This window comes from Nocardia sp. NPDC058705 (genome assembly GCF_042749305.1).
Classification (GTDB): domain Bacteria; phylum Actinomycetota; class Actinomycetes; order Mycobacteriales; family Mycobacteriaceae; genus Nocardia.
Window position 1 is genome coordinate 45,643 of sequence record NZ_JBHYRN010000002.1, and the last position, 26,239, is coordinate 71,881.

30 protein-coding genes are annotated in these 26,239 nt (G+C 67.0%); 4 read left to right on the forward strand and 26 right to left on the reverse strand.

The window, feature by feature from the left end; translation table 11 throughout:
• Nucleotides 1-13 precede the first annotated feature (13 nt).
• From frr to rpsB, 4 genes are all read right to left on the reverse strand, one after another.
• A complete protein-coding gene (gene frr / locus ACFW6D_RS03370) occupies nucleotides 14-571 on the reverse strand; it encodes a ribosome recycling factor (protein WP_101468579.1) in 558 nt (185 codons plus the stop codon).
• Nucleotides 572-620: 49 nt separating this feature from the next.
• Nucleotides 621-1,349, reverse strand: coding sequence for a UMP kinase (gene pyrH / locus ACFW6D_RS03375; protein WP_379324322.1), 729 nt, complete (start codon nucleotides 1,347-1,349; stop codon nucleotides 621-623).
• Nucleotides 1,350-1,517: 168 nt separating this feature from the next.
• The gene (gene tsf, locus ACFW6D_RS03380) at nucleotides 1,518-2,342 is read right to left on the reverse strand and encodes a translation elongation factor Ts (RefSeq protein WP_379324323.1); all 825 of its coding nucleotides are present in this window, start codon (nucleotides 2,340-2,342) and stop codon (nucleotides 1,518-1,520) included.
• Between the two features lie 108 nt (nucleotides 2,343-2,450).
• On the reverse strand, nucleotides 2,451-3,341 hold the full coding sequence (gene rpsB / locus ACFW6D_RS03385; protein ID WP_379234810.1) for a 30S ribosomal protein S2: 891 nt from the start codon (nucleotides 3,339-3,341) through the stop codon (nucleotides 2,451-2,453).
• 416 nt (nucleotides 3,342-3,757) lie between these two features.
• On the opposite strand from rpsB, the gene ACFW6D_RS03390 reads away from it, so the two are divergent.
• The 3 genes from ACFW6D_RS03390 (at nucleotide 3,758) to ACFW6D_RS03400 (ending at nucleotide 5,901) form a co-directional block, all read left to right on the forward strand.
• A complete protein-coding gene (locus ACFW6D_RS03390; RefSeq protein ID WP_379324324.1) occupies nucleotides 3,758-4,444 on the forward strand; it encodes a hypothetical protein in 687 nt (228 codons plus the stop codon).
• Nucleotides 4,445-4,730: 286 nt separating this feature from the next.
• On the forward strand, nucleotides 4,731-5,327 hold the full coding sequence (locus ACFW6D_RS03395) for a M23 family metallopeptidase (RefSeq protein ID WP_379325019.1): 597 nt from the start codon (nucleotides 4,731-4,733) through the stop codon (nucleotides 5,325-5,327).
• Between the two features lie 61 nt (nucleotides 5,328-5,388).
• The gene (locus tag ACFW6D_RS03400; protein WP_379324325.1) at nucleotides 5,389-5,901 is read left to right on the forward strand and encodes a DUF1990 family protein; all 513 of its coding nucleotides are present in this window, start codon (nucleotides 5,389-5,391) and stop codon (nucleotides 5,899-5,901) included.
• A gap of 12 nt (nucleotides 5,902-5,913) precedes the next feature.
• Here ACFW6D_RS03400 and ACFW6D_RS03405 read toward each other — a convergent pair whose 3' ends face one another.
• The 15 genes from ACFW6D_RS03405 to ACFW6D_RS03475 all read right to left on the reverse strand — a co-directional run bounded on the left by ACFW6D_RS03405 (nucleotide 5,914) and on the right by ACFW6D_RS03475 (nucleotide 20,305).
• Nucleotides 5,914-6,255, reverse strand: coding sequence for a hypothetical protein (locus ACFW6D_RS03405; protein ID WP_379324327.1), 342 nt, complete (start codon nucleotides 6,253-6,255; stop codon nucleotides 5,914-5,916).
• Between the two features lie 139 nt (nucleotides 6,256-6,394).
• On the reverse strand, nucleotides 6,395-6,694 hold the full coding sequence (locus ACFW6D_RS03410) for a DUF202 domain-containing protein (protein WP_379324329.1): 300 nt from the start codon (nucleotides 6,692-6,694) through the stop codon (nucleotides 6,395-6,397).
• Nucleotides 6,691-7,056 (reverse strand): YidH family protein, encoded by a 366-nt coding sequence (locus ACFW6D_RS03415; protein ID WP_379324331.1) that lies wholly within the window; start codon nucleotides 7,054-7,056, stop codon nucleotides 6,691-6,693. Before ACFW6D_RS03415 ends, ACFW6D_RS03410 begins: the two co-directional genes overlap by 4 nt.
• Nucleotides 7,057-7,369: 313 nt before the next feature.
• A complete protein-coding gene (locus ACFW6D_RS03420) occupies nucleotides 7,370-8,293 on the reverse strand; it encodes a tyrosine recombinase XerC (RefSeq protein WP_379324333.1) in 924 nt (307 codons plus the stop codon).
• Between the two features lie 159 nt (nucleotides 8,294-8,452).
• Nucleotides 8,453-9,634, reverse strand: coding sequence for a DNA-processing protein DprA (gene dprA / locus ACFW6D_RS03425; RefSeq protein ID WP_379324335.1), 1,182 nt, complete (start codon nucleotides 9,632-9,634; stop codon nucleotides 8,453-8,455).
• Nucleotides 9,631-11,139 carry a YifB family Mg chelatase-like AAA ATPase gene (locus ACFW6D_RS03430; RefSeq protein ID WP_379324337.1) on the reverse strand — a complete coding sequence of 503 codons (1,509 nt, stop codon included), beginning with the start codon at nucleotides 11,137-11,139 and terminating at the stop codon, nucleotides 9,631-9,633. Before ACFW6D_RS03430 ends, dprA begins: the two co-directional genes overlap by 4 nt.
• Complete coding sequence (locus ACFW6D_RS03435) at nucleotides 11,139-11,495, reverse strand: YraN family protein (protein WP_379324339.1); 357 nt, start codon at nucleotides 11,493-11,495, stop codon at nucleotides 11,139-11,141. The genes ACFW6D_RS03430 and ACFW6D_RS03435 overlap by 1 nt, the downstream gene beginning before the upstream one ends.
• A gap of 91 nt (nucleotides 11,496-11,586) precedes the next feature.
• Complete coding sequence (locus ACFW6D_RS03440; protein ID WP_011210678.1) at nucleotides 11,587-11,892, reverse strand: DUF2469 domain-containing protein; 306 nt, start codon at nucleotides 11,890-11,892, stop codon at nucleotides 11,587-11,589.
• Between the two features lie 46 nt (nucleotides 11,893-11,938).
• Nucleotides 11,939-12,643 (reverse strand): ribonuclease HII, encoded by a 705-nt coding sequence (locus ACFW6D_RS03445; RefSeq protein ID WP_379324341.1) that lies wholly within the window; start codon nucleotides 12,641-12,643, stop codon nucleotides 11,939-11,941.
• 78 nt (nucleotides 12,644-12,721) lie between these two features.
• Nucleotides 12,722-13,486, reverse strand: a complete 765-nt coding sequence (lepB, locus tag ACFW6D_RS03450) for a signal peptidase I (protein WP_379324343.1) — start codon at nucleotides 13,484-13,486, stop codon at nucleotides 12,722-12,724.
• An 86-nt stretch (nucleotides 13,487-13,572) separates the two neighbouring features.
• Nucleotides 13,573-13,914: a 50S ribosomal protein L19 gene (gene rplS, locus ACFW6D_RS03455; protein WP_062986944.1), complete on the reverse strand. Its 342-nt coding sequence runs from the start codon at nucleotides 13,912-13,914 to the stop codon at nucleotides 13,573-13,575.
• 156 nt (nucleotides 13,915-14,070) lie between these two features.
• On the reverse strand, nucleotides 14,071-14,976 hold the full coding sequence (locus tag ACFW6D_RS03460) for a hypothetical protein (protein ID WP_379324345.1): 906 nt from the start codon (nucleotides 14,974-14,976) through the stop codon (nucleotides 14,071-14,073).
• A gap of 24 nt (nucleotides 14,977-15,000) precedes the next feature.
• Nucleotides 15,001-17,376 carry a Tex family protein gene (locus ACFW6D_RS03465; protein WP_379324347.1) on the reverse strand — a complete coding sequence of 792 codons (2,376 nt, stop codon included), beginning with the start codon at nucleotides 17,374-17,376 and terminating at the stop codon, nucleotides 15,001-15,003.
• A gap of 47 nt (nucleotides 17,377-17,423) precedes the next feature.
• Complete coding sequence (locus ACFW6D_RS03470) at nucleotides 17,424-18,575, reverse strand: alpha/beta hydrolase family protein (RefSeq protein WP_379324349.1); 1,152 nt, start codon at nucleotides 18,573-18,575, stop codon at nucleotides 17,424-17,426.
• A gap of 116 nt (nucleotides 18,576-18,691) precedes the next feature.
• Complete coding sequence (locus ACFW6D_RS03475; protein WP_379324351.1) at nucleotides 18,692-20,305, reverse strand: AMP-binding protein; 1,614 nt, start codon at nucleotides 20,303-20,305, stop codon at nucleotides 18,692-18,694.
• A gap of 460 nt (nucleotides 20,306-20,765) precedes the next feature.
• On the opposite strand from ACFW6D_RS03475, the gene ACFW6D_RS03480 reads away from it, so the two are divergent.
• On the forward strand, nucleotides 20,766-21,134 hold the full coding sequence (locus tag ACFW6D_RS03480; protein WP_379324353.1) for a VOC family protein: 369 nt from the start codon (nucleotides 20,766-20,768) through the stop codon (nucleotides 21,132-21,134).
• Here the strand turns inward: ACFW6D_RS03480 and trmD are convergent.
• The 7 genes from trmD to ACFW6D_RS03515 form a co-directional block, all read right to left on the reverse strand.
• Entirely contained in the window at nucleotides 21,131-21,808 is a 678-nt protein-coding gene (gene trmD / locus ACFW6D_RS03485) for a tRNA (guanosine(37)-N1)-methyltransferase TrmD (RefSeq protein WP_378965338.1), read from the reverse strand. The two genes, ACFW6D_RS03480 and trmD, sit on opposite strands and share 4 nt — an antisense overlap.
• Before the next feature lie 3 nt (nucleotides 21,809-21,811).
• Entirely contained in the window at nucleotides 21,812-22,336 is a 525-nt protein-coding gene (gene rimM / locus ACFW6D_RS03490) for a ribosome maturation factor RimM (RefSeq protein WP_379324355.1), read from the reverse strand.
• Nucleotides 22,337-22,579 (reverse strand): RNA-binding protein, encoded by a 243-nt coding sequence (locus ACFW6D_RS03495; RefSeq protein ID WP_056811833.1) that lies wholly within the window; start codon nucleotides 22,577-22,579, stop codon nucleotides 22,337-22,339. It lies immediately after the preceding gene.
• Complete coding sequence (rpsP, locus tag ACFW6D_RS03500) at nucleotides 22,579-23,016, reverse strand: 30S ribosomal protein S16 (protein ID WP_379324357.1); 438 nt, start codon at nucleotides 23,014-23,016, stop codon at nucleotides 22,579-22,581. Before rpsP ends, ACFW6D_RS03495 begins: the two co-directional genes overlap by 1 nt.
• A 203-nt stretch (nucleotides 23,017-23,219) precedes the next feature.
• Nucleotides 23,220-23,804: a Uma2 family endonuclease gene (locus tag ACFW6D_RS03505; protein WP_379324359.1), complete on the reverse strand. Its 585-nt coding sequence runs from the start codon at nucleotides 23,802-23,804 to the stop codon at nucleotides 23,220-23,222.
• Nucleotides 23,805-23,973: 169 nt separating this feature from the next.
• Nucleotides 23,974-25,068, reverse strand: coding sequence for an amidohydrolase family protein (locus tag ACFW6D_RS03510; RefSeq protein WP_379324361.1), 1,095 nt, complete (start codon nucleotides 25,066-25,068; stop codon nucleotides 23,974-23,976).
• A 167-nt stretch (nucleotides 25,069-25,235) separates the two neighbouring features.
• Nucleotides 25,236-26,054 carry a nuclear transport factor 2 family protein gene (locus ACFW6D_RS03515; RefSeq protein WP_379324363.1) on the reverse strand — a complete coding sequence of 273 codons (819 nt, stop codon included), beginning with the start codon at nucleotides 26,052-26,054 and terminating at the stop codon, nucleotides 25,236-25,238.
• Between the last annotated feature and the right edge of the window lie 185 nt (nucleotides 26,055-26,239).

The following is a 26,239-nucleotide window of genomic DNA, read 5'->3' on the forward strand; positions in this document are numbered from 1 at the left end:
CGATATCTGGCGCTCAGACCTCGAGCAGTTCGGCTTCCTTGTGCTTGACCAGCTCGTCGACCTGGGCCACGTACTTGGCGGTGGTCTTGTCGAGCTCCTTCTCGGCGCGCCCGACCTCGTCCTCACCCGCTTCGCCATCCTTCTGGATGCGACCCAGTTCGTCCATCGCCTTGCGGCGGACGTTGCGAATCGAGACCTTGGCGTCCTCGCCCTTGCTCTTGGCCATCTTGACCATCTCGCGGCGACGTTCCTCGGTGAGCTGCGGCACCGAGATGCGCAGGATGTCCCCGTTGTTGGTCGGGTTCACGCCGAGGTCGGAGTTGCGGATGGCGTTCTCGATCAGGCCGAGCGAGCTCTGCTCGTAGGGCTTGATCACGACCATGCGCGGCTCGGGCACGGTGATGCTCGACACCTGGGTGATCGGGGTGAGCGAGCCGTAGTACTCGATCAGCACGCGGGTGAACATGCCCGGGTTGGCGCGACCGGTGCGAATGCTGCCCAGGTCGTCCTTCGCCACCGTGACGGCCTTGTCCATCTTCTCTTCGGCATCGAAGAGCGCTTCATCAATCACGACCGAATCCTCCACAGCATCGTCATCGTCATCGTCCGCGAATGCGGGGTCACGACCGAACCAGGGTGCCGATGGGTTCACCGGCGACCGCACGGGCAATATTGCCCTCGATCAACAAATTGAACACCAGCATCGGCATCTGGTTGTCCATGCAGAGACTGAAAGCGGTGGCATCGGCCACCTTCAGGCCCTTTTCGATCACTTCCTTGTGGGTGATCTCGGTGAACATGCTCGCGTTGGGGTCGACGCGCGGATCGGCGTCGAACACGCCGTCGACCGCCTTGGCCATCAACACCACCTCGGCGCCGATCTCCAACGCACGCTGGGCGGCGGTGGTATCGGTGGAGAAGTAGGGCATGCCCATGCCCGCACCGAAGATCACGACGCGTCCCTTCTCCAGGTGGCGCTTGGCGCGCAGCGGCAGGTAGGGCTCGGCGACCTGGCCCATCGTGATGGCGGTCTGCACGCGAGTGTCGATGCCCTGCTGCTGCAAGAAGTCTTGGAGGGCGAGGCTGTTCATCACGGTGCCCAGCATGCCCATGTAGTCGGAGCGTGCCCGCTCCATGCCGCGTTCTTCGAGCTCGGCGCCGCGGAAGAAGTTGCCGCCGCCGATCACCACGGCCACCTGCACGCCGGTCTCGACGATCTCGGCGATCTGCTCGGCCACCGTCTGCACCACATCGGGGTCGAGGCCGACACCGCCGCCGCCGAACATCTCCCCACCCAGCTTGAGCAGCACCCGGTTGTATCCAGGGCGGTCGTTACCCGGGTCCGTCATGGGTGTCGGTCTCCTTCGGCGAGGTCGAGAGTGGGGCGAGCAGGCGGCATCCATCCTGCCCTATCAGGTTGCGGTCACCCAGAAGTGGGGTCACCTCGGTGCACGAGGAAAGCCCCTCCAGCGCGGCATCACACCGCGCCGAAGAGGCTTTTCGTCATGTCAGGCGGATCAGGCCTGGCCGACCTCGAAACGAGCGAAACGCTTCACGTTCACGCCCGCCTCTTCCAGAAGCTTCTTGACAGTCTTCTTGGAGTCGGTGACGGCGGCCTGCTCGAGCAGCACGACGTCCTTGAAGAAGCCGTTGACACGGCCTTCGGTGATCTTCGACAGCGCGGCTTCGGGCTTGCCCTCTTCGCGCGCGGTTTCCTCGGCGATGCGACGCTCGGCGTCGACGACGTCGGCGGGCACCTCCTCGCGGGTCAGGTACTTGGCCTTGAGCGCGGCGACCTGCATGCCGGCGGCACGCGCGGCATCGGCAGCGGCGTCGCCGGTGCCCTCGTACTCCACCAGCACGCCGACGGCGGGCGGCAGGTCCGAGGCACGCTTGTGCAGGTAGGTGGCGACCGGGCCGTCGAAGGACACGACGCGACGCAGTTCCAGCTTCTCGCCGATCTTGGCCGACAGCGCCTGCACGGCGTCGTCAACGGTGCCGTCGGTCAGCTTGAGCGCCTTGAGAGCGTCCAGGTCGGCCGGCTTGGCCGCGGCAGCCGCGGTCACGATGGCCTCGGCGAGCTGCTGGAACTCGGCGTTCTTGGCGACGAAGTCGGTCTCGCAGTTGATCTCGACCATGACGCCATCCTTGGCGATGACCAGACCCTCGGCGGTCGCACGCTCGGCACGCTTGCCGACGTCCTTGGCGCCCTTGATGCGCAGCACCTCGACGGCCTTGTCGAAATCGCCGTCGGAATCGGCCAGCGCGTTCTTGCAGTCCATCATGCCGGAGCCGGTGAGCTCCCGGAGCCGCTTCACATCAGCAGCGGTGTAGTTCGCCATATGTGGCGACCCTCCTCGTGTGTGGGGTGCTTGGGTGTTAACACCACCTTGCCGACCGCTTCTGAATTCAGAAGGGCCGGCAAGGTGAACGTAAAGCTACCGGTCAGCTCAGAAGTCGGCCGGGGTGTGCTGTGCCGGGTCGGCCTTGACCTCGGCCTCGGCCTCAGCCGGGGTCTCGATCGGGGTCTCGGCGGCTTCGACAGCCTCGACGACCTCAGCGGCCGGGGTCGCCGAAGACAGGAGCTCCTGCTCCCACTCGGCCAGCGGCTCGCCTGCGCCGGCTTCGGGCTTCGCGTCGCCGGAAGCCTGGCCCGCGCGGGCCTGCACGCCCTCGGCCACCGCGGAAGCGACGACCTTGGTGAGCAGTGCGGCGGAACGGATCGCGTCGTCGTTACCCGGGATCGGGTAGTCGACCAGGTCGGGGTCGCAGTTGGTATCCAGGATCGCGATGACCGGGATGTTCAGCTTGCGCGCCTCGCCGACGGCGATGTGCTCCTTGTTGGTATCGACGATCCAGATGGCCGAGGGAACCTTGGCCATGTCACGGATACCACCGAGGGTGCGATCCAGCTTGGTCATCTCACGCGTGAGCATGAGGATTTCCTTCTTGGTGCGACCCTCGAAGCCACCGGTCTGCTCCATGGCCTCGAGTTCTTTGAGGCGCTGCAGGCGCTTGTGCACGGTGGAGAAGTTGGTGAGCATGCCACCCAGCCAACGCTGGTTGACGTAGGGCATTCCGACGCGCAGCGCCTCGGAAGCGATCGACTCCTGGGCCTGCTTCTTGGTACCGACGAAGAGGACGGTGCCACCGTGGGCGACAGTCTCCTTGACGAACTCGTAGGCCTTGTCGATGAAGGTCAGCGTCTGCTGCAGGTCGATGATGTAGATGCCGTTGCGGTCGGTGAAGATGAACCGCTTCATCTTCGGGTTCCACCGACGAGTCTGGTGGCCGAAGTGCGCGCCGCTGTCGAGCAGCTGCTTCATAGTTACGACAGGCATAGCCTTCGTATCTCTCTTTCGTTGCCGGTTGACGCAGCCGATCGGCGATCGACTGCCCTGGCGCCACCGAAACCGCCGGACCCGATTCGAAGAATCCGGGACCAGCCGACGATTTCCCTGTTCATCCGTCGGAGAACTCGCGCTGACATGCCCTCGCGGACCGTCTGCATTGCGAGCGACGACCGGATGGACGAGCACGGGTGGCGCGCGAAGTCGGTCCGTGCTGTGCACACGCAATGGCTGCTGAGCACAAACCGCTTGTTCAGTCTACGCGGAGAGGGGCCAGGGCCGAAATCGCCCCTGCGCATCGACCGCCCATTTCGTGGATGAAGTAGGAGATATCCACATATGGGAAAGTTGTCCACAATCCCGAAATCGTTGTCCCACTGGGGTTATGCGACGCCCAGAGTGGGGGCATGAACACACTGACACGCACCCTGATCACCACGTTCCCGCTGCTCTGCGCGGCGGGAGTGGCTGCCGCACCGGCGGCCGCGCATCCGAATCCGGCCGATTCGGGGGCGTCTCCCGCGGTCGCTCGGCCCGCCGAGCCGGTGCCGAAATGCGCCGACGGTGGGGTGGTGCTCGCCCACCCGCCGACGCGACGGAGCACCGATCCGAGTGTGCCACCGCAACGTGCGGCTGCCCCGGGCACGGTGCCGTCAGCGCCGCCGAACCCCCAAGACGGACCTCGCGCAACAGGCGATCAGGCCCCACCTACCGGTTCACGTGTCGCGATTTCTGTGCAGCTTTCGATCGGGTCGACGCAGGACGGCGCGAGGGAACCGTCGCCTGATCGCGCATCCGGTGTCGGTCCTGCGGGCTCTTGCGGCCGGACACCAGCCGTCGTGCCCGTGACGGTGCCGCGGCGTGAGCTCGTTCCCGCGCCCGTGCCGGTTCAGATCACGACCCATGACCTCGGTTCAGTGCCCGGCCGACCTCAGGGCGTGGATCAGAGTGCGGGGGCTCGGTCGGAGATCGCGATCGTGGTGCGGGCCGGGGGCGGGACCGGGTCGGCGGCGGAGTTGCCCGCTGTCCTACGGGAGATGTTGCAGTCCGTGGCCGCTCAGCAACGCGTTCCTACGCCCCGACCCCACCGCTGAGGGCGCGGTGTCCACCAGGTTCACGGCCGGTCGCCACGCGGTGAGTCGTTCTCCGCGCGCAACTCGCCCTCAGCCCGGCACCAGGCTGTGGCCGACACGCACCCACCAGCCCGACACCAGACCGTCGCCGGCATACACCCAACGACCCGACCTGCACCAGCTCGACGCCAGACCGTGGCCGACGCGCGTCGGCCGGTCCGATCCGCGCTTGTCCCGACCATCACTGGAGCTGCCTTCCGTAGATCAGGTGAGTCGCCCCGGGCCCGCAACCGTGGTGTGGCCGGGCATGCTCGATCGCGAGCAGTATTCGAGCAAGCCCTCGAGATCGCGGCGCGCGGCGCGCAGGGTGCGGGCGACTCTCGGTCGGGTGCTGGGTGTCGTGTGCTTGGTGGCGATCGTGCTCAGCGGGGCGGTGCCTGCCGACGCGGCGCCTGCCGACGCGGCGGAGTCGGGGGCGTTCGGTTGGCCGTTGCGGCCGCGGCCCGCGGTGGAACGCCGGTTCGACAAGCCGGAGCGGAATTGGCTCCCGGGGCATCGCGGGGTGGATCTGGCGGGTGTCGCCGGGCAGTCCGTGTTGGCGGCGGGCGAGGGCATCGTGGTGTTCGCAGGGAAAGTGGCGGGCAAACCGGTGGTGTCCGTCGATCATCCGGGCGGCTTGCGCACCACCTATGAACCGGTCGAGGCGAAGGTCGAGGTGGGAAGCCGGGTGAGCAGGGGTACGCCGATCGGCACGCTGCTGGCCGGACACGAGGGGTGTCCGGCCGCCGCCTGCCTGCACTGGGGCGCTCGCCGCGAAACCGGCGCTCACAACCGGCGCGAATACGTCGACCCGCTCGGACTCCTGCACGAGGTGCCGGTCCGCCTGAAACCACTGGAGACATAACGTGACGAACCACTCCACCACCTGGGCCCTGAACCGACCGCCCAGAGACGACAATCGAGACGTGTCCAAGGAATCAGCGCCCTTCACCTACGCCGAGGTCGGTGCCACCCGCACCACGATGCCCGTCGGCTACCACAAGTTCCGCAATCGTCGGCCACTCGGCCACGGCCGCGACCTGTTCGACCGCGTGGCTTCACACATCCTCGACTTCGGAATTCAGAAGGACGTCGGCACCTTCCGCGACTCCGATACCGAAACAGCGCAGCCCGGAACCGAATTGACGGTCGCACTCCAGATCGGACCACTGACCTTCAACGCGCCCTGCCGCGTCGTCTACGTCCTCGACGAACCCGACCGGCGAGGCTTCGCATACGGCACGCTGCCCGGGCATCCCGAGGTCGGCGAGGAATTGTTCGCCGTCGAGTACGACCCGACCGACGACACCGTCTACGGCCTGATCACCGCGTTCTCCAAGCCGGGCACCTGGTATGTCCGGCTCGGCGGCCCCGTCGTCCGGTTGATCCAGCGCTGGTTCACCCACCGCTACCTGAACACCTTGCCCACCAACGACTGACGCCGCCGGCCGTCAGAGCAGTGCGGTCAGCGTGTCTGCCTCGGCGGTCAACCGATCACGGCGATCGACCGCGCCCAGTCGGTCGTATTCGGTTGCCGCGACGCGTCTTTCGTCGATCTCATGACGAACGATCGCTTCGATCTCGACGTCGGTGAGGTCGCGGCGACTGACCTCCGCCGCACCGAGGCCGACCGGACTGTCTTCCAGCGCACCGGCTTTCACCTCACCGGCATCGACTGCCTCCGCGTTGTCGATCGCCGCCATGGCCGAGCGGATCGCCGAGACCGCGTCACGGTCGCGGGCCTTCATCGCGGGCTTCAGCGCGGCACGCAGCCGCTCACGCAGGGAAGTCACGACCTCCACACTATTTCCGGTGCCGCGGAGCGTCGACCGAATTCGCGTTCGGTGGTAGACGCGCCACACATCCCGATCGTCTGTTGGACCACGACGCACGGGAGGAATCAGGACGGGTGATGCGGCGGCGTGCTCCGCGCTACCCGTTGAACAGCACACTGAGAACGGCGATGAACGCGAGGATCGCGACGGCGACGGTGGTGGTCGCGACAGGTCGGTCACTGATGCCCGCGTGGCCGCGGTCGAGCGCGTGGCCGCGCAACCAGCCGACGCAGGCCAGCAGCAGGGCAACGGTGGCGGCGGCGAGTGGAAGCACCACCATCCGCCGACTGTCGGTGGTTGCCTCGTGCGCGAAGAGCAGGGCGCACACCGTCGCGGCGAGAGAGGTGCGCCGCCAGGCCAGCGCGGTGCGCTCCATGGCCAGACTCGGTGCGGTCACGACAGCACCACCGCCAGACAGGCGAGTGCGGCGACCACCGCGACACCGACCGACAGGCCGGGCACCAGGAGCGTGCCCGGCAGTGGTCCCCCAGCGCGCATCGCGTGGTTCACCCGGCGCCAGTGCCAGAAGGCGATGACGGCGACGACCAGCGACAGGACCACGCAGATCATCGAGATGGGTCCGGCGAATCCGGCCAGCCGGGTCGGCTGCACGAGGGTATGCACCGCGACACCACCCGCGAGCAGACCGAGCGCGGTCCTGATCCACGCGAGGAACGTGCGTTCGTTGGCGAGGGTGAACCGATAGTCGACCTCCTCCTCGCCGTCCCCGGATTCGGCCCCGACCTCGGGCAACGTCACGACCACCACCTCCTGGTCCCATCATGCGCCAGATCGACCGATCCGACCGCGACCGCCATAAGCGCGGCGCCGCCGGTCCTATCTCCTCGGTCTCGACGGCACAGTCGCACACTGCGGAAGAGGCTTACCGATCAATGTCACCGCGCCACGCGTCTCTCGCTCACCGAGCTGCGCTCGGTCCGCCGTGGTCCGACTACAGGCTCGTGCGAGGCGACCCGGCACCTGATCGTGCTGGTCGCGAATCATTCGAAGTCACGATGTACGCCCGGGTGAGCTCGGCGCGAACCCGACGAGCTGATGGCTCTTACCGGGTTCACGCGCGGGGGTGGGCCTGGTCATGGACGCGTTTGAGGCGTTCGACGGAGACATGGGTGTAGAGCTGAGTGGTTGCCATGCTGGCGTGGCCGAGGAGTTCCTGGACGACGCGCAGATCGGCGCCGCCTTCGAGCAGGTGGGTGGCGGCGGTATGGCGTAGGCCGTGGGGGCCCATGTCGGGGGCGCCGGGGATCGCGGCGATCACGTCGTGGACGACGGTGCGGGCTTGGCGCTGGTCGAGGCGGCGGCCGCGTTGACCGAGGAGCAGGGCGCGGCCGGAGTGGTCGTTGACCAGGGACGGGCGACCCGCGCGCAACCAAGCGTCGAGGGCGGTGTCGGCGGGGCCGCCGAAGGGCACCGAGCGTTCCTTGTTGCCCTTGCCGAGCACACGCACGAGGCGCCGCTCCCGGTCGATGTCGTCGATATCGAGACCGCACAGCTCGCTGACGCGGATTCCGGTGGCGTACAACAGCTCCACGATCAGCCGATCGCGTAGCGCCATCGGATCCTGCTGTGCCGCCCCGGATTCCGCCGCATCCATGGCCTGCTCGGCTTGATTGCGCCCGAGCACCGCGGGCAGTACCCGATGCGCTTTCGGGGCCTGCAGGCGCAAACCCGGGTCGACCTCGAGTCGCCCGGTTTCGGTGAGCCACGCGGTGAAAGTCCTTGCCGCCGAGGCCCGTCGAGCCAGCGTCGTCCGCGCCACTCCCGCCGCCGCGAGCTCCGCCAACCACGACCGCAGCAACGGCAGATCCAACTCCCGCACCGCCGAATCCGCCGACCGCGCGTACAGATGCTCCAGCAACGACCGCACATCCCCCAGATACGCCCGCACCGTATGCGCCGACCTGTTCCGCCCCAACCGCAGATGCCGCCCGAACTCGGTGAGCAAAGCGGTCAGATCATCAGGCAACACATCCATGTCCCAACCGTCACCCTTCCCCGTCCCCCACGCAACCCACCACGCCGCCGCCGACCCCGAGCCGCCAGTCACGAACCTGCTCGAATCGTGCCGAGTAGCAGCAGGCCCGCTCTCGCCAGAACGCGGACGTACCCACCTCGCCCGCTCGCCGGCAGCACCTCAACTCGCCCGACGACTCGACGTCCGAAACCACCCGTCGGAGTCGCAGCCGACCAGGTCGGCCAGTTCCAGACTCGGTAGGACCGCGCGGACGGTGGCCAGGTCCAGACCCGATTGTTGGGACAGTTCCCGAGGTAGACGGGAGCCGATGACGGGTAGAGCCGCGTAGATTTCGGCTTCGGCGCCGCGCAGGTGGGCGGCCGGGTCGGTGGTTGTGCCCTCGGCGACGGGAAGTCGGAGGGGGCCTGCCTCGTCGATGATGTCCTCGGCGCGGGTAACCAGGAGTGCCTCGCCATCTCTGATCATTCGGTGACAGCCTGCGGACGATGCCGATCCGACCGGTCCTGGCACCGCCATGGCCGGCCTGCCGAGCCTGCGTGCCCATTTCACGGTGTTGCGGGCACCACTGCGCAGACCCGCTTCGACGACCAGGACACCGTCACCCAGGGTCGCGATCAATCGGTTCCTGGCCAGGAACTGGTGTTTCTGGGCCGAGAGGCCCGGCGGATATTCGCTGACGACGAGACCACTCTCGGCGATGGCGGCCAGCAGTCTGTCGTGTTGGGCCGGATACGGGCGATCGACGCCGCAGGCGAGGACCGCCACTGTCCGCCCACCGACGGCCAGTGCCGCCCGATGCGCCGCGGCATCGATACCGAAGGCGGCGCCGGAAACAATCGTCCAGCCCCGGCCGGACAGGTCGCAGGCGATCTCGCTCGCCACCTGCAGCCCGTATCCGCTGCTGCACCGCGACCCGACCACCGCGACAGCACGTTCGGATGCGGCATGCAGCGAGAGCGGACCCCGCGCCCACAGCACCAGCGGGACCGCCGCCTCACGATCGCGTTCGGTGTCGAGCTGGTCGAGTCCGAGCATCCGCCAGCCTGGCCATTCTTCGTCATCGGGCGTGATGACCCGCCCACCCAGGCGGTCGATGGCTTCCAGATCCTTTGCCGCTGAGTCGATTTCATGCCGCGAGGCAGTGGGTCCGCGCAAGGCGGCAGGCAGCTCGTGCTCGCGAACAGCACGGGCGGCCTCACACACCCCGACCGAGGCGATCAGTGCCGACAGCGGTGCGCACGGCCCCTGCACCACCCGCGACAGATATACCCAGGCGAGCCGTCGTTCGTCCGGTTCGCCGTCCAGATCCACCCCGGCACCGACCGCACGCACCCCACTCATTGCGCACCTCGCTGTCGAAAGTTCAACGATGCCATCACGTCCTGCACGGTGGGCATCTCGCCCTCGCGCAGATCACAGACCGTCCAGGCGACCCGGATCGCCCGGTCGGCGCCACGAGCCGACATGCGCCCGAGCCGCAACGCCGCCTCGATCGGCGCGATCGATTCCCTGGGCAACTTGAACCGCTTTCGCAGAATGTGGCCCGGCACTTCGGCATTGGTCGCCCACCCGTCCCCGCTCCACCGCTGCGCTGCACGGGCGCGAGCGTCGGCAACACGCGCCGCCACGGTGGCACTGTCCTCGACCTGTTCGTCGCCGAAGGTCGCACCGGCCTGACCGTGCATCTGAACCCAGATATCGATGCGATCGAGTAGCGGTCCCGACAGTTTTCCCAGGTAGCGGCGCCTCGCCAGTGGTGCGCAGATGCAGTCCACATCGCGGGCGGGCGCACACGGGCAGGGATTGGCCGCCAGCACGAGTTGAAAACGGGCCGGATATCGGGCGACGCCGTCTCGCCGGGCGATGCGCACTTCGCCTTCCTCGAGCGGAGTGCGCAGTGCCTCCAGCACTTTGGTGCCGATCTCGGCGCATTCGTCGAGGAACAACACTCCGCGATGCGCCCGACTCACCGCACCCGGCCGTGCCATGCCGGAACCGCCACCGATCATGGCGGTCACCGAGGTCGAATGATGCGGTGCGACAAAGGGAGCCAGCGTGAGCAACGGCTGTTCGGCCGAGAGCGACCCCGCCATCGAATGGATCGCGGTCACCTCCAGGGATTCCGCCTCCGACAGGGGCGGCAACAGCCCTGGAAGGCGTTGCGCCAGCATCGTTTTGCCGATCCCGGGTGGCCCGGTTAGCAACAGGTGATGTCCGCCCGCGGCGGCGACTTCCAGCGCCCACCGCGCCTCGTCCTGACCGACCACATCGCTGAGGTCGCCACACGGCGTCTGCGTCCCCGGCACGACTCCGTCGGGTTCGACCAACTTGCCTTCCCCGCGCAGCCACGCCACCACCGCCCGCAGACTCGTCGCCCCGAGGACCTCGATCCCCTCGACCAGCCCCGCTTCGGCGACGGCCTCGGCAGGCACGACCACCGTGGGCAACCCTGCCGCGCGGGCCGCGATCACCGCGGGCAACACGCCGCGCACCCGCCGAACCCGGCCGTCCAGGGCCAACTCCCCCAGCAGCACCGTTTTCACCAGCCGCTCGCCGGGTACCGCCCCGGAGGCGTCGAGGACGGAAACGGCCAGCGCGAGGTCGTACACGCTGCCCACTTTCGGCAATGTCGCCGGCGAGAGCGCCAGGATCACCCGCCCGTCCGGCCACTTCTCCCCCGTATTGGCTACCGCCGAACGCACCCGATTGCGTGACTCCTGCAGCGCGGTATCGGGCAGACCGACCAGATTCACCGAAGGCAGACCCTGACCGATATCGGCCTCGATCTCCACCAGTTGCCCGTCGACGCCGGTGACCGCCACCGACAACGCCCGTCCGAGTGCCATCAGAACGCCGCGGTCAGATGATCGATGACCGGCCCGCGACCCCGCGGGACCAGCACCGACACGACGTCGAAGCGAATCCGCCGCCACGGCCCGCCCTGCTCGGCCAACCACAGCAATGCGAGCCGACGGATCCGCTGTTGCTTGCTGAAGGTGACCGCCTCTGCGGGCGTGCCGAACCCCAACCCCGACCGCGTCTTCACCTCGACGAACACCGTGGTCGAGGGGTCCTGGACGATCAGGTCCAGCTCACCGTATCGACACCGCCAATTGCGGGCGACGATCTCCATGCCCGACTCGCACAGATACTGCGCGGCCAGCTTCTCCCCGTATGCGCCGAGCGCCTGTTTGTGTGCCATGTGCGAAAGCATGGCCACACACCCACCCCTGGCCGCTCCGCGCGACCTGGGCAAACAGAAAACCTGTGGATAACTGCCGCCCTGTGGATAACTACTCCGGCAAGCGCAGGTCCGGCTTCTCCAGCTCCTCGATGTTCACGTCCTTGAACGTGATCACCCGCACGTGCTTGACGAATCGTGCCGGGCGGTACATGTCCCACACCCAGGCGTCGCTCATCCGCACTTCGAAATACACCTCGCCGTCGGCGTTCTGTGGCCGCAGTTCGACAGAATTGGCCAGGTAGAAGCGCCGTTCGGTCTCCACCACGTACGAGAACTGGCCGACGATGTCCTTGTACTCGCGGTACAACGACAGTTCCATCTCGGTTTCGTACTTCTCGAGGTCCTCAGCACTCATCGGGTGGGATGTCCTCCTGCTAGCAGCGCCGCGTTCATTGGTGTCATCATCGCGCATGCGCCGCACGGGAAGCCACTCGGCTACCTCCGGGCACTTCCAGCTCGCGCACATTCCGCCATGAACGGCGGTGTTCTGTGCTCGGTCCGAGCTGCCGAAGAGCCGTGGTGTGCTCGGGCGTGTTGTACCCCTTGTGCGCGGCGAAACCGTAGCCGGGCAGCTGCGCGTCGAGCTCGACCATCATCCGGTCCCTTGTCACTTTCGCCAGGATGCTCGCCGCGGCGATGCAGGCCGCGGTGCCGTCGCCGCCGATCACCGGCAGCGAGGGTGCGGGCAGGCCGGGGACCTTGAATCCGTCGGTCAGGATGTAGCCGGGGGTGCGTGCCAGGCCTGCGACGGCGCGGCGCATGCCCTCGATATTGGCGACGTGGATGCCGATCGAGTCGATCTCCCATGCGGGCACTACCACGACGCTCCAGGCCAGCGACAACCGCTGAACCACCGGGAACAGCTCCTCACGGGCCGCCTCCGTGAGTTTCTTGGAGTCGTCGAGCCCGGCCAGCTTGTCGTAGGCCTTGGGCGCCAGCAGGCATGCGGCGACCACCAGCGGACCCGCACAGGGTCCGCGCCCCGCCTCGTCGACACCGGCCACCGGCGCGAGGCCACCGCGCACGAGCGCCGCCTCCAGCGTGCGTAGCCCACCCGCGCGGCGCATCACCATCCGCGGCGGCCAGCTGATCCGATCCTGCCCCACAGTTCGATTGTCCCGTCGCGTCAGTTCTCCTGGGCGTTCCGGGTACACACTCGACCCGAAACGCCCGTCCTCAACGTGTCAGTTCTCTTGCGCGTTCTGGGTCTTCACTGGACCCATTCGGTTCGGGGGCCAGATCTTGAAGACCGTCTTGCCACGGACGTTGTCCCCCGGCACCGTGCCCTGCAGATCGTCGCTGACGTGGGCGCGCGAATCGGCCGACTCGTTGCGGTTGTCGCCCATCACCCACAGATTGCCCTCGGGCACCTTCACCGGACCGAACACCCGACCCGCCGGGTACACGGCGTTGGGACGATCGGTGTACCAGGGGTAATCCTTCTTGATGTACGGCTCGTCCAGCGGTTTGCCGTCCACCATCACGCGGCCCTGCGGATCGCAACACTGCACGGTCTGCCCGCCGACCGCGATGACGCGCTTGACCAGATCGTTCTCGTCCGGCGGAACCAGTCCGAAGTAGGACAGGAAGTTCTGGATTCCGCGCACCACGGAATTGTCGGAACGCACCGACTTGTAGTGCCCGTTCCACGACGGCGGTCCGACGAAGACCACCACATCGCCCGGCCCGGGTTTGGAGCCGTAGTAGCTGATCTTCTGGACGTAGATGCGATCACCGATCAGCAGCGTGTTCTCCATCGACTGCGAGGGGATCACATACGGTCTGCCGACGAAAGTCACCATCAGCGCGGCGATCACCGCCGCGATCACGACGAGGATCGGCAACTCCTGCCAGAACGGGCGCTGCTTCTTGTCGCCGCGCTTTTTTCTGCGCCGCCCACCGTCGTCACCCGAATCGGACACCGACACCGAACCACTTTCGTCTGCCACGCCGAACAGAGTAGCCCGGCACCCCGACGTGAGTCGGGTACCGGGCTACCTGAAGAAATCTGCTACTGCGAAGTGCTACTGCGAGATCAGCGCTTTTCCTTGATCTTGGCAGCCTTGCCGCGCAGGTCGCGCAGGTAGTACAGCTTGGCGCGACGCACGTCACCACGGGTCACGACATCGATGTGGTCGATGTTGGGGCTGTGCACGGGGAAGGTGCGCTCGACACCGACGCCGAAGGACACCTTGCGGACCGTGAAGGTCTCGCCGATGCCGCCGCCGTGGCGCCGGATCACGACGCCCTTGAAGACCTGGATGCGCTCCTTCGAGCCTTCGATGACCTTCACGTGCACGTTCAGGGTGTCGCCCGGACGGAAGTTCGGGACATCGCTACGCAGCGACTTCTCGTCGACGAAATCAAGGGTGTTCATTTTCCACCTTTTCGGATTCTTTGCGTGAACAGAGGAACCTGGCGGCACTCGCGCGCTCGACCGGTTCATGCTCAGAACAGGAGTGCTCTCGGACATGACTCGTCCAAGGCAACCGGTTCATTGTGCCAGACCGGGTTGCCGCGACTGAAATCGGCCTCACTCGCCGCCGTGCTGGTCGGAAGTCGGGTCGTCGAGTGCGGAGTCGCTCCGGCGGCGCGGCAGCAGATGCGGGTGCGGCAGCGGGGCGGGCGGCGCCGCGACGACGGTGCGCGCCAGCACGGCCTCGGCGGCGGTGCGTGCGTGTTCGACATCGGGTTTGCCCGCGATCAGGTCCTGGACGAAGATCTTCGCGCGGATGACCGGTCGACGATACCGCCGCTCGCGGGCGATGGCCCGGCTCATGGTCTTGGGCCGGTTCCCGTAGCGCCAGCGCGCCCACGGCGCACCGGGCCTGCTCAAACGCACGGCCCCCACCAGCAGCAACGGTGTGAAGAACATGCCGAACAGCCCGGTCCAGATCTTGCCCTTGGCGATCACCACCGCGGCGAGCGCCAGGTTCACCACGACCGTGATCGCTACGGCCACCCGCACCCCGACCCCGGCCGATTCGCGGAATTCGTCGTAGTCGAGGAATGTCGCCGGCTGCACGCCGAGCAGCAGTAGACCGGTCACCGCGAGCGCGACGAATACCGCATCGACCGAAGTGCGTCCCTGTTCGGACCAGTACACGTCACGCAGATAGAAGATCAGCGCGAACTCGTCGAGCACCAGCGCCGCACCGATCCCGAAGATGGCCGAGAGCACGCTGGAGGTGATCTGGGTGGCGTCCTCGGCGGTGGCGATCAGCCCGATGCCAGAGAGCAGGACCGTGATCACGCCGAACACCATGTGGTGGATGTGGGTGTCGCCGGCCTTCACATTGCCCGGCCACCAGCGCACATTGGCCCGGATCATGCGCACGCTGATCCGGATCACCACGAAGCCGAGGATGAACCCCAGCAGGAAGCAGAGCAGGGGCAGGCGGCCGTGCGCGATCACCTCGTCTTCGAGCCACCGTCGCATGCCGCCTGCCCTGTCGTCGCGTGTCTACTTGTTGCCGAAACCGGCCGCGCGCAGTGCGTCGGCCATCGAGCCGGTCGGTGCGGCGGCCGGCTTGCGCTGGTTGCCGCCGCCGTTGCCCTGACGTGCTTGGTTGCGAGCCGGGGAAGGACCGCGACCGCCCTGCTGACCACGACCCTGGCCGCGCGACGCACCGCCACCCCGATTGTCCCCCTGCGCGGGCTTGCCCGGCTCGTCGTCGAGCCGCAGGGTGAGCCCGATCCGCTGACGCGCGACATCGACCTCGAGGACCTTCACCTTCACCACGTCACCGGACTTCACCACTTCGCGCGGATCCTTGACGAAGTTGTGCGACAGCGCGGATACGTGCACGAGACCGTCCTGGTGCACGCCGACGTCGACGAAGGCGCCGAACGCGGCCACATTCGTGACGACACCCTCTAGGACCATCCCCGGCTTCAGGTCAGCCACCTTCTCGATACCGGCGGCGAATTCGGCGGTCTTGAACTCCGGACGCGGATCCAGTCCCGGCTTCTCCAGCTCGGCGATGATGTCGCTGACGGTGGGCACACCGAATTTCTCGTCGGTGAAGTCGACGGGCTTCAGTGCGCGCAAGGTGCTGGTGTTGCCGATGACCTCGGCCATCTCGCGGCCGGTGTGCTCGAGAATGCGGCGCACCACCGGGTAGGCCTCGGGGTGCACGGCGGAGGTGTCGAGGGGGTCGATACCGCCGCGGATGCGCAGGAAGCCCGCACACTGTTCGAAAGCCTTGGGTCCGAGGCGTGGAACCTCGAGCAGCGCCTTGCGGCTGTTGAACGGCCCGTTCTGATCACGGTGGGCCACAATGCTTTCCGCCACCGACGCCGACACACCCGACACGCGCGAGAGCAGCGGCACCGAGGCGGTGTTCACGTCGACGCCGACCGCATTCACCGCGTCTTCGACGACCGCGCCCAGCGAGCGCGCCAGCAGCGTCTCGGACACGTCGTGCTGGTACTGGCCGACACCGATCGACTTGGGATCGATCTTCACCAGCTCGGCGAGGGGATCCTGCAGACGCCGGGCGATGGAGACCGCGCCGCGCAGCGACACATCCATGTCGGGCAGTTCGGCCGAGGCGTACGCCGAGGCGGAGTACACCGAGGCGCCCGCCTCCGACACCACGATCTTGGTGGGCTTGTTCTCCGGTATCCGCGAGATCAGTTCCACCGCAAGCGCATCGGTCTCGCGTGAGGCGGTGCCGTTGCCGATGGCGATGAGCTCCACGTTGAAGCGGGCGACGAGCGCGGCCAGCACGGCGAGCGACTTCTCGGTCTGCCCCTGTGGCTTGTGCGGGTAGATGACCTCGGTCGCGACGGCCTTGCCGGTGGCGTCGACGACGGCGACCTTCACACCGGTGCGGTAACCGGGGTCCAGGCCCATGGTGGTGCGGGTGCCCGCGGGCGCGGCGAGCAGCAGGTCGCGCAGGTTGGCGGCGAACACGTCGACCGCATCCTTCTCCGCTGCCTGCCGCAACCGCATTCTGGTGTCGATGCCGAGGCTCACGGCGAGCTTGGTGCGCCAGGCCCAGCGGACGGTGTCGAGCAGCCAGGAATCGGCCGGACGTCCCTTGTCGGCGATGCCGAAAGCGACCGCGATGCGTCCCTCGTAGATCGTGCGCTCGCCGGGCGCGGGCTCCTCGGTATCGGCCTCGAGATGCAGCGTGAGCATCTCCTCCTTCTCCCCGCGCAGCAGCGCCAGGATCCGGTGCGAAGGCAGCTTGTGGAAGGGCTCGCTGAACTCGAAGTAATCGGAGAACTTGGCCCCGGCCTCCTCCTTGCCCGCGCGCACCGTCGAGGTGACCTGGCCGCGGTTCCACATCAGCTCGCGCAGCTCACCGACCAGGTCGGCGTCTTCGGCGAAGCGTTCGACGAGGATCGAGCGGGCGCCGTCGAGCTGTTCGGCGGTGTAGCCGGCCGGATCGGTGTTCGGGTCGCCGATCAGCGCGTCGGCCACCGGCTCGTGTCCGGCTTCGCGCGCGATCTGCGCCTTGGTGCGGCGCTTGGGCTTGTACGGCAGGTAGATGTCTTCCAGGCGCGCCTTGGTCTCGGCGAACATGAGCTGCGAGTGCAGGGCGGGATCGAGTTTGCCCTGGCCGCGGATGGATTCGATGATCGCGCCGCGGCGCTCGTCGAGCTCACGCAGGTAGCCGAGCCGTTCCTCGAGCTGACGCAATTGGGCATCGTCGAGTCCGTCGGTGACCTCCTTGCGGTAGCGCGCGATGAACGGCACCGTCGAACCGCCGTCGAGCAGTTCGACGGCGGCGCGGACCTGGGTCTCGCGCACCCCCAGTTCATCGGCGATCCGCCTGCCTACGCTGGCGATGGTGGTCGTGCTGTCGGCGATCTCAGGCGCTGTCGTCACAGCCGCAGAGACTACAGCTCCACACCGACAGCCCGCTGACACCCAGGTCAGCGGATCGTCGTCACCTCGGGTTCGGTGATCGGCCGATCCAGCACAGTGTCGGCGTTTCCGCGCAGGAACTTGTCGAACATCGCCGCCACATAGCTCCGCACGAGCGCCGCCATGCGGTCCGGGTCGATGGTGCCGATGTAGGTCGACGCGGCGGGCCGGGCGACGGCCGGGACGAGCGACGGCATGTCGGTGAAGTCGTAATGCGCCGAATTCGCAATGGCCAGATGACGTTTCCAGCCAGTGGCCCGCTGCCAGAACGCGTCGAAGGACGGATTGCCGTCGCCGACTTCCTCGATCTGACTGCTGGTCAAGACCAGTGTCGGCCGGTCGACGCCTTCGGTCACCGCGCGACCGAAGGCCTCGTCCACCCCGATCTGCCCGTCCAGGTCTACGGCGGCGTCGATGCGACGATCCTCGTGCATGGCTTCGACGGCGGCGTACCCGCCGGAGGAATGTCCGACGGCGCCGACTCGGTCCAGGTCGAGTACCCGGCCCAGATCGGCGGGCAGAGCATCGGATTCGGTATCGGGATTCGTCCCCGCCGCCAACGCGGTGAGCGAGTCGAGGACGAAGCGGAAGTCGAGCAGCCTTGCGGCGATGTACTTTTCGCGGATGGCGGTGTCGAAGCCGTTCGGTGCCGCGGCGGGTCGTACGATCCGGCCGCCGGGGAACTCGACGGCCGGACCCGACTCATAGGTGTGGTCGATCGTCACCACCACGTAGCCACGCGAGGCCAGGTCTTCGGCGAGCCCGGTACCCAGAATTCGCGAGACACCGGCGCCGGGGGTGTACAGCACGACCGGATATGTGCTCCCGGCACGCGCGGGCGCCTCCCGGTGGGCGTGCGTCAGTGCGCCGGGGAGCTCGACACCAAGGGTCTTCTCCAGTCCGGGGATCAGTTCGGTCGACACGTAATGCGAACGCGGATAACGGTTCACGTCGGTCGCCGGGTAGAATACCGACACCATCAGTTCCCTCGACCGGTCCGGCTGGAACGGATCGGGCCGTGCAGCATCGACCAGGTGCAACGTCGTGGCGCCGACCGGCAGCGGGCCGCTCGGGCTCGGGAGCACACCGACACCACCCGGTCCGGCCCCGGCGGCTCCCCCACTCGTCGCGACCAACGCGCAGACCGATATCGACACCACAACCGCTCGACGGAACACCGTCTCCCCCATCATCATTCGCAACCGCAGCGCAACGCCCGACTGTCGAAAACACGCTAGCAAAAGAGGGAACCCGCGAGGGACCGAGTCGCGGCCGGTCAGCCGAGCAGATCCCTGGCGAGTTCACGCATTTCGGCCTTGCGGACCTTGCCGGTGACCGTCATCGGGAACTCGTCGACCACGTGCACGTAGCGCGGGATCTTGTAGTGGGCGAGACGGCCGGTGCAGAAGGCTCTGACGGCGGCGGCGTCGAGGGGTTGCGCACCGCCACGCAGTCGAAGCCAGACCATGAGTTCTTCGCCGTATTTGTCGTCGGGAACGCCGATGACCTGGGCGTCGACGATGTCGGGATGGGTATAGAGGAATTCCTCGATCTCGCGGGGATAGATGTTCTCCCCGCCGCGGATGACCATGTCCTTGATCCGGCCGGTGACCGAGAGGTAGCCGTCGTCATCCATGACGCCGATATCGCCGGTGTGCATCCAGCGGGCCGCGTCGATGGACTCGGCGGTCTTGTCGGGTTGGTTCCAGTAACCGAGCATCACCGAGTAACCGCGGGTGCAGAGTTCGCCGGGCTCACCTCGAGGCAGCGTCCGCCCGCTGACCGGGTCGACCACCTTCACTTCCAGGTGCGGGCCGACGCGTCCGACGGTGGCGGTGCGGCGGTCGATGCTGTCGTCGCGACGAGTCTGGGTGGAGACGGGGCTGGTCTCGGTCATGCCGTAGCAGATCGCGACCTCGCTCATCCCCAGCCGGTCGATCACCCTTTTCATCACCTCGACCGGGCACGGGGAGCCCGCCATGATGCCGGTGCGCAGGCTCGACAGGTTGTAGTCGACGCCGGCGTCGAGCTCGGCCAGCATCGCGATGAACATGGTCGGCACGCCGTAGAGCGCCGTGCACCGTTGCGCGGCGACGGCGGCGAGGGTCGCGGCGGGATCGAACGACGGCGCCGGAATCACCACGGCCGCACCGTGTGTAGTGGCGGCGAGATTGCCCATCACCATCCCGAAGCAGTGGTAGTACGGCACCGGCAGGCAGATGCGGTCGGCCGCGGTGTAGGCACAGAGCTCGCCGACGAAGTAGCCGTTGTTGAGAATGTTGTGGTGGCTCAGGGTGGCGCCCTTGGGGAAACCTGTTGTGCCCGAGGTGTATTGGATGTTGATCGGGTCGTCAGCCGACAAACCGGCGCCGATCTCCGCCAACCGGGTGGCGTCGGGACTCGTCTGTGCCACCACCTCGAACTCCACGGTGCCCAGCACCAGTACGTGCTCCAGCGCGGGACAGTCCGGGCGGACCTGTTCGATCATCGCGACATAGTCGGAGCCCTTGAATTCGGGCGCCGCGATCAGCATCCGCACCCCGGACTGCCCGAGGACGTAGGCGAGTTCGCTGGTGCGGTAGGCGGGATTGATGTTGACCAGGATCGCGCCGACGACCGCGGTCGCGTATTGCACCAGGTACCACTCGGCGCAGTTGGGCGCCCAGATGCCCACCCGATCACCCGCGACGATCCCACGATCGGCCAGACCGGTGGCCAGCGCGTCGATCGCGGCGGCGGCTTCCCGGTAGGTCCAGCTGCGCCCGGTGATCTGGTCGACGAGGGCATCACGATCAGGGTGGGCGGCGGCGGTGCGCGCGTAGTTCGCGCCGATGGTGTCGCCGAGCATCGCGGTGTCGGCGGGCCCGCAGCTGTAACTGGGTTCTGACATCAGCAACTCTCCTTGCCGCGCGGTGACACTTCGGCGTCCTCCCTAGAATGTGGCACACCGTAGGACCGCGCGACCCCGAAAGCGGCGACCATGGTGGTCGCTATTGCGCCGCCACGACTCGATGTCCCAATTGTGCAATTCGTCACCTTTGATGACTCGATCGAGGCGGAGCGACGAGGCATCCAGCGGCCGCGCTCGCGATTCGTCCACCTGGCAGCTCTGCCGCGCCGACAGTGAAGGCTCCGAAACCTCCAGCGGGACAACGGCTACGCAGGGAAATCGGCGAGACGACCCCACCCACCCGCGCACCGAAGGGCAGTCACCCCGGCCAGAACCCGTTCCGAATGGAACGAGCAATCCTCAGTATGGACGTTTACACAACGAATGCCGCCTATGAATACCCAAATGTCTTTGGTACAAAACAAACTCGGGGCGCATCCGGCCCGGTACCGTCGGTCCGATGACGGAGCCTTTTCAACTGGCCGGCCTCTCACTGGACTGTGACGACCCCGAGTCCCTGGCCCGCTTTTACCTCGGGCTACTCGGTGGCCGTGTCCTGTGGAACGACGCGCACAGCGTCGGGATCCGTATCCCGTCGGGGCTCACGGTCGCCGCACAGCGTGTCGAGGACTATTTTCCGCCGCAGTGGCCCGGCACGGCGGCGGTACATCTGGACCTCGCCGCCGACGCCGACCTGGATCTGTGCGAACAGCACGCGCTCGCGATCGGCGCGAAACCCGCACCGGTACAACCGGATCCGCGCTGGCGGGTGCTACTCGACCCCGCCGGGCATCCGTTCTGTATCACCACCCGGGTGGTCCAGGGCTAGGGCAACAGATCCGGACGACGCTGCGCCGTCCGTTCCAATGACTGTTCGTGGCGCCACGCGGCGACTTTGGCGTGGTCGCCCGAGAGCAGGATCGGGGGCACATCGAGGCCACGCCACGACACCGGCCGAGTGTAGCTGGGACCTTCGAGGAGCCCGTCGGAGAACGAATCCTCTTGGTGGGACTGCTGATTGCCGAGCACGCCGGGGATCAAGCGCACCACGGCTTCGGTCATCACGAGCACCGCTGCCTCGCCGCCGATGAGCACGTAGTCGCCGATGCTCACCTCTTCGACGCGCACGCGGCGGGCGGCGTCGTCGAACACGCGCTGGTCGATGCCTTCGTAGCGCCCGCAGGCGAAGACGAGGTGTTTCTCGGTGGCCCAGCGCTGCGCGGTGGCCTGGGTGAACGGCACACCGGCCGGGGTGGGGACGACGAGCAGGGCGTCGTCGGGGCACACCTCGTCGAGGGCGTCGCCCCAGACGGTGGGCTTCATGACCATGCCAGGGCCACCGCCGTAGGGCGAATCGTCGACCGACTTGTGCACGTCATGCGTCCAATTGCGCAGGTCGTGCACACCGACCGAGATCAGGCCCTTGTCGACGGCCTTGCCGAGCAGCGCGGTGCGCAGCGGCTCGAGATACTCCGGGAAGATCGTGACGACGTCGAGTTGCACGAATTACTCCGGATCGAGCAGGCCCTCGGGCGGGGTGATGACCACCAGTCCATCGGCGAGCGAAACCGTCGGCACGATGGCGGTGACAAAGGGAATGAGAATTTCGCGACCGTCGTCGGCGGCACGCACCGACAGCAGTTCGCCCGCGGCCGAGTGCAGCACCTCGGTGACCGTGCCGACGAGCGTGCCGTCGGCGAACTCGACCCGGAGGCCTTCGAGTTCGTGGTCGTAGAAGGCGTCGTCGTCCTGCGACGGCGGCAGCGAATCGCTGTCGACGATGAACAGCATGCCGCGCAGGGTGTCGGCCACGGTCTTGTCGTCGATACCGTCGACAGCGACCAGAAGTCGGCCCGAGTGTTCTCGGACCGACTTCACGGTGTAGTCGGTGATCGCCGAACTGCGCGGCATTCTGCCATGCAGCACAACGCCCGGCGCGAACCGGACCTCCGGCTCGTCGGTGCGAACATCGACGACGAGTTCGCCGCGCACGCCGTGCGACTTGGCGACCCGACCTACGACGAGTTCCATCTAGGCGTCGGTATCGACCACGTCGACCCGGATCCCACGGCCGCCGATGCCGGCGACCAGGGTGCGCAGCGCGGTCGCGGTACGACCACCGCGCCCGATCACCTTGCCCAGGTCCTCAGGATGGACATGCACCTCGACGGTGCGCCCGCGACGTCCGGTGAGCAGCTCGACACGGACGTCGTCGGGGTTGGCGACGATGCCGCGAACCAGATGTTCGACGGCATCGGCAACAACAGCAGTCATTACTCGGCAGCCTCGGTGACGGCTTCCTCAGCGACGGCCTCTTCCTTCTTGGCGGCCTTCTTCTTCGGGGTGACGGCCTCGGTGGTGGGCGCGTTGTCGGCGGCGGCGAGCGCGGCGTTGAACAGGTCCAGCTTGGAGGTCTTCGGGGCCTTCACCTTCAGGGTGCCCTCGGTGCCCGGCAGGCCCTTGAACTTCTGCCAGTCGCCGGTGATCTCCAGCAGACGCTGCACCGACTCGGTGGGCTGCGCGCCGACCGACAGCCAGTACGCGACGCGCTCGCCGTCGATCTGGATCAGCGAAGGCTCTTCCTTCGGGTGGTACAGGCCGATGGACTCGATGGCCCGGCCGTCACGACGCGAACGCGAGTCGGCGACGACGACGCGGTACTGCGGGTTACGGATCTTGCCGAGACGGGTGAGCCTGATCTTGACAGACATGCTGTGAGGTCTTCTTTCAGTAGTTTGGTCACCACGCGATTCAGCGACCCACATGGTCTGCAGGTCCGGTTTCGCGCATGTGTGCGTGACCGCCGCGCGGTACGTAACCGGAGACGGGCTGACACTGTCCAGGAAGGACGAGAGTTCATTCTGCCAGACGACCAGCCGAGCCCGGAAATCGCCTCCGCCGTTCGCGCGCTACCTCACCGCAACTGCGAGGTGTCGACCATCACCGGCACCGGACCGGGCGCCTTCACCGTCTCGCCATCGGTAGCGAACACTTCCTGGCGGTAGCCGGACTCGCCCAGCGTGTAGCCCCAGAACCGTGCCGACTTGCCAGCGGGGAGCTCAACGATCCACAGATACGGAACCCGCGCCGAGGCATAGGCCGCGATTTTTGTGTCTCGTTCCTCACGACTGTTGCCGGGTGACCAAACTTCCACAGCCAACACCAGGTCATCTGCGGCGAAGTTGACGCGGTCAGGCGGAACACTGACCACAGCGACGTCCGGGATTATGCCAATCCGAAACGGAGTACTGATCCGGACGCCAACAGCGGGAAGCGCCGTGAGGTCGGAGCGATCGGCAGCACGAACAGCGGCCCGTAGAACCACGAACAACTCACCTGCGGCGTACTGATGTGGACCACCCGGCGGCGGCGTCATGTGCAGGTACCCCCAGATGAGTTCGAGTCGAGATCCATCGACCGGCTGCTCTTCGGCAAGCCAGTCTTCCACAGTCTTGGGGCCCAACGGATGGATCATCGAAACCTCGGCGCTCATGGTCATCTCCAGCCAACCTCCCCGCCTACCCGCGATGGACCGCTCGACTAAGACCCAGGTCAATAGTTGCTTGACTCCGCACAACGGGTCGAGTCAAGTGTACCGATTTCCGGGAAACCATTTACGGTAACCCTAGGGTCACCCCTCGGCGAAGAACGGTGTCGGTACTGCGGCCTCAGCGGTGTCCGGTGACCGGGTCGGGGGTCTTCACGACCAGGCCACGCAACACCACCCATTGTGGGTCGGTGAGCGACTGAGGGTTTGTGCGGGGGTCGTGGGCGTAGACGACGAAGTCGGCGGGGGCGCCTTCGTCGATGCTGGGGCGGCCCAGCCAGGTGCGGGCGTTCCAGGAGGCGGCGCCGAGGGCTTCGTGGGGGGTCAGGCCTGCGCCGGTCAGGGCGGTGATTTCGTCGGCTATGCGGCCGTGGCGGATGGAGCCGCCCGCGTCGGTCCCCGCGTAGATGGGGACGCCGGCTTCGTGGGCTTTGCCTACGGTGTCGCGGACGCGGCGGTGGAGGTCGCGCATATGGGCGGCGTAGACGGGGAACTTGGTGGCGCTGTCGGCGATGCCGGGGAAGGTGTCGATGTTGATGAGGGTGGGGACGAGGGCGGTGCCGTTGGCGACCATCAGTTCGATGGTGTCGTCGGTGATGCCGGTGCCGTGTTCGAGGCAGTCGATGCCCGCGTTGATCAGGCCGGGGAGCGCGTCCTCACCGAAGACGTGCGCGGTGACCCTGGCGCCGTTGGCGTGGGCGGCGTCGATGGCCTGTTTCAGGATGTCGTCGCTCCACAGCGGGCGCAGGTCGCCGACGGAGCGGTCGATCCAGTCCCCCACGATCTTCACCCAGCCGTCGCCGAAGCGGGCCTGCTCGGCGACGATGTCAGGCAGGTCGCGTTCGTCGTCGAGTTCGATGCCGAGTTCGCGGATGTAGCGCTTGGGGCGGGCGATGTGGCGGCCGGCGCGGATGATGCGGGGCAACTCGGCGTGGTCGTCGATGAAGCGGGTGTCGATCGGTGAGCCCGCGTCGCGTAGCAACAGCGCGCCCGCGTCACGTTCGGTTTCGGCCTGTTCGATCGCGCCGTCGTGTGTTTCGTCGCCGCCGCCGTAGGTGATGCCGACGTGGCAGTGGGCGTCGACCAGGCCCGGCACGATCCACCCTGCGCCGCACAGGGTTTCGGCGCCACGCACCGGCCCGAACGTCACGAGGCCGTCGACGACCCAGAGGTCGCGCTCCTCGTCGCCGGGCAGAACCACACCACGCAGATGCACACGAACCTCCAGAAGTCGGCCTGAGACCGAACCTACCGCGCGCGATCGACGCACGCACGATCCGAGGCCACCACGAAGGAACTCACCCGACGAAGCCATGCTCCGGCGCGACGCGCACGTCCGGCCACGACAGCAGGATTCACGGCCGCGGCTCGGTCGGTGAACCCTCAGTCGTCTGCCGGATCGCCATCGAGAAAGACCCGCACCGCGGTGACGCGCGATCGCCCCCTGGCGAAGTCGACGAACGCCACGCCGCGCGACGCGCCTACCCGAACGCTCACACTGACGGTGCGCCCGGCAGCGATCATCTTGTCCCACTCCATATCCCGCGTGCGATCAAGAAATCCCGCCACCGAACTCGGGCGGCCGGCAGGAAATTCGACCACCGCCGACTCGTCGAGCAATGCGCGTACGCCAGCCGAGTCGCCGGTAGCGGCCGCCTCCAACAGCCTGCGGACGACACGCTTCCCAGCCCCTCCAACGCCGGACAACGCCCCCATCATGCCCATTGCGCCACCCACACCCAGCTCTGCGACGAGCTGCGGCCCGAGCTTCGCGCCCGCGAGCAGTCCCGACGGCCCCGTGCGCACCAGTCGCGCGATCATCACTCCCAGTTCCCAGTGCGCGGCGAGCCGACTGATCCGCCAGTCGTCGTCGGTGCCGACCAGGTCGTAGCGCAGATGCATCGGCACAGAGACGGTGGCGCCGGTCGACATTGTGGTCTCGATACGCAGATCACGCACCACCGTGTGCCCGGCGACCAGATCACGGTCGACATGAAAGCCGATGGTGTTCGGCGCGATGAAGACGTTGTAGAAACGCGAGATCGCCTCGACCCCGATGTGCGCACGCGAGCCGTACGGATCGTGCACCTCGGCGTCCTCGGCGAACAACCCGACCCAGGCCGCCTTGTCGTGCGCGGCGACCGCATGCGGCGACTCCCGCACCACCGCCAGCAGGTCCTCGGCGGTCCGATCCAACGGCATACGTCCTCCATGGTCACGCTTCCCCCGCGCAACCATAATAGAACGTGTTCCAATTTTACGTCGGAGACCGGCCCGCAACGACACGTGGTGGGTGTTTGTAATTGATCACCCACCACGGCTTTTAAATGGTTTATTGGGAGTTGTTGGGTAAATTTAGCTTGGAGTTGTTCAATACCAAGAGCCCC

Excerpts from the sequence above, each read along its gene's own strand:
- rpsB (WP_379234810.1), bottom strand. The coding sequence starts at position 3,341 with ATGCCTGTCGTAACTATGAAGCAGCTGCTCGACAGCGGCGCGCACTTC.
- ACFW6D_RS03505 (WP_379324359.1), bottom strand. The coding sequence starts at position 23,804 with ATGACCATGAGCGCCGAGGTTTCGATGATCCATCCGTTGGGCCCCAAG.
- dprA (WP_379324335.1), bottom strand. The coding sequence starts at position 9,634 with ATGAGTGGGGTGCGTGCGGTCGGTGCCGGGGTGGATCTGGACGGCGAA.
- ACFW6D_RS03440 (WP_011210678.1), bottom strand. The coding sequence starts at position 11,892 with ATGAGTGCTGAGGACCTCGAGAAGTACGAAACCGAGATGGAACTGTCG.
- ACFW6D_RS03480 (WP_379324353.1), top strand. The coding sequence starts at position 20,766 with ATGACGGAGCCTTTTCAACTGGCCGGCCTCTCACTGGACTGTGACGAC.
- ACFW6D_RS03515 (WP_379324363.1), bottom strand. The coding sequence starts at position 26,054 with ATGCCGTTGGATCGGACCGCCGAGGACCTGCTGGCGGTGGTGCGGGAG.
- ACFW6D_RS03395 (WP_379325019.1), top strand. The coding sequence starts at position 4,731 with ATGCTCGATCGCGAGCAGTATTCGAGCAAGCCCTCGAGATCGCGGCGC.
- ACFW6D_RS03390 (WP_379324324.1), top strand. The coding sequence starts at position 3,758 with ATGAACACACTGACACGCACCCTGATCACCACGTTCCCGCTGCTCTGC.
- pyrH (WP_379324322.1), bottom strand. The coding sequence starts at position 1,349 with ATGACGGACCCGGGTAACGACCGCCCTGGATACAACCGGGTGCTGCTC.
- ACFW6D_RS03420 (WP_379324333.1), bottom strand. The coding sequence starts at position 8,293 with ATGGATGTGTTGCCTGATGATCTGACCGCTTTGCTCACCGAGTTCGGG.
- ACFW6D_RS03435 (WP_379324339.1), bottom strand. The coding sequence starts at position 11,495 with ATGGCACACAAACAGGCGCTCGGCGCATACGGGGAGAAGCTGGCCGCG.
- ACFW6D_RS03475 (WP_379324351.1), bottom strand. The coding sequence starts at position 20,305 with ATGTCAGAACCCAGTTACAGCTGCGGGCCCGCCGACACCGCGATGCTC.
- ACFW6D_RS03495 (WP_056811833.1), bottom strand. The coding sequence starts at position 22,579 with ATGACTGCTGTTGTTGCCGATGCCGTCGAACATCTGGTTCGCGGCATC.
- ACFW6D_RS03430 (WP_379324337.1), bottom strand. The coding sequence starts at position 11,139 with ATGGCACTCGGACGGGCGTTGTCGGTGGCGGTCACCGGCGTCGACGGG.
- rpsP (WP_379324357.1), bottom strand. The coding sequence starts at position 23,016 with ATGTCTGTCAAGATCAGGCTCACCCGTCTCGGCAAGATCCGTAACCCG.
- tsf (WP_379324323.1), bottom strand. The coding sequence starts at position 2,342 with ATGGCGAACTACACCGCTGCTGATGTGAAGCGGCTCCGGGAGCTCACC.
- ACFW6D_RS03460 (WP_379324345.1), bottom strand. The coding sequence starts at position 14,976 with ATGCGACGGTGGCTCGAAGACGAGGTGATCGCGCACGGCCGCCTGCCC.
- rimM (WP_379324355.1), bottom strand. The coding sequence starts at position 22,336 with ATGGAACTCGTCGTAGGTCGGGTCGCCAAGTCGCACGGCGTGCGCGGC.
- rplS (WP_062986944.1), bottom strand. The coding sequence starts at position 13,914 with ATGAACACCCTTGATTTCGTCGACGAGAAGTCGCTGCGTAGCGATGTC.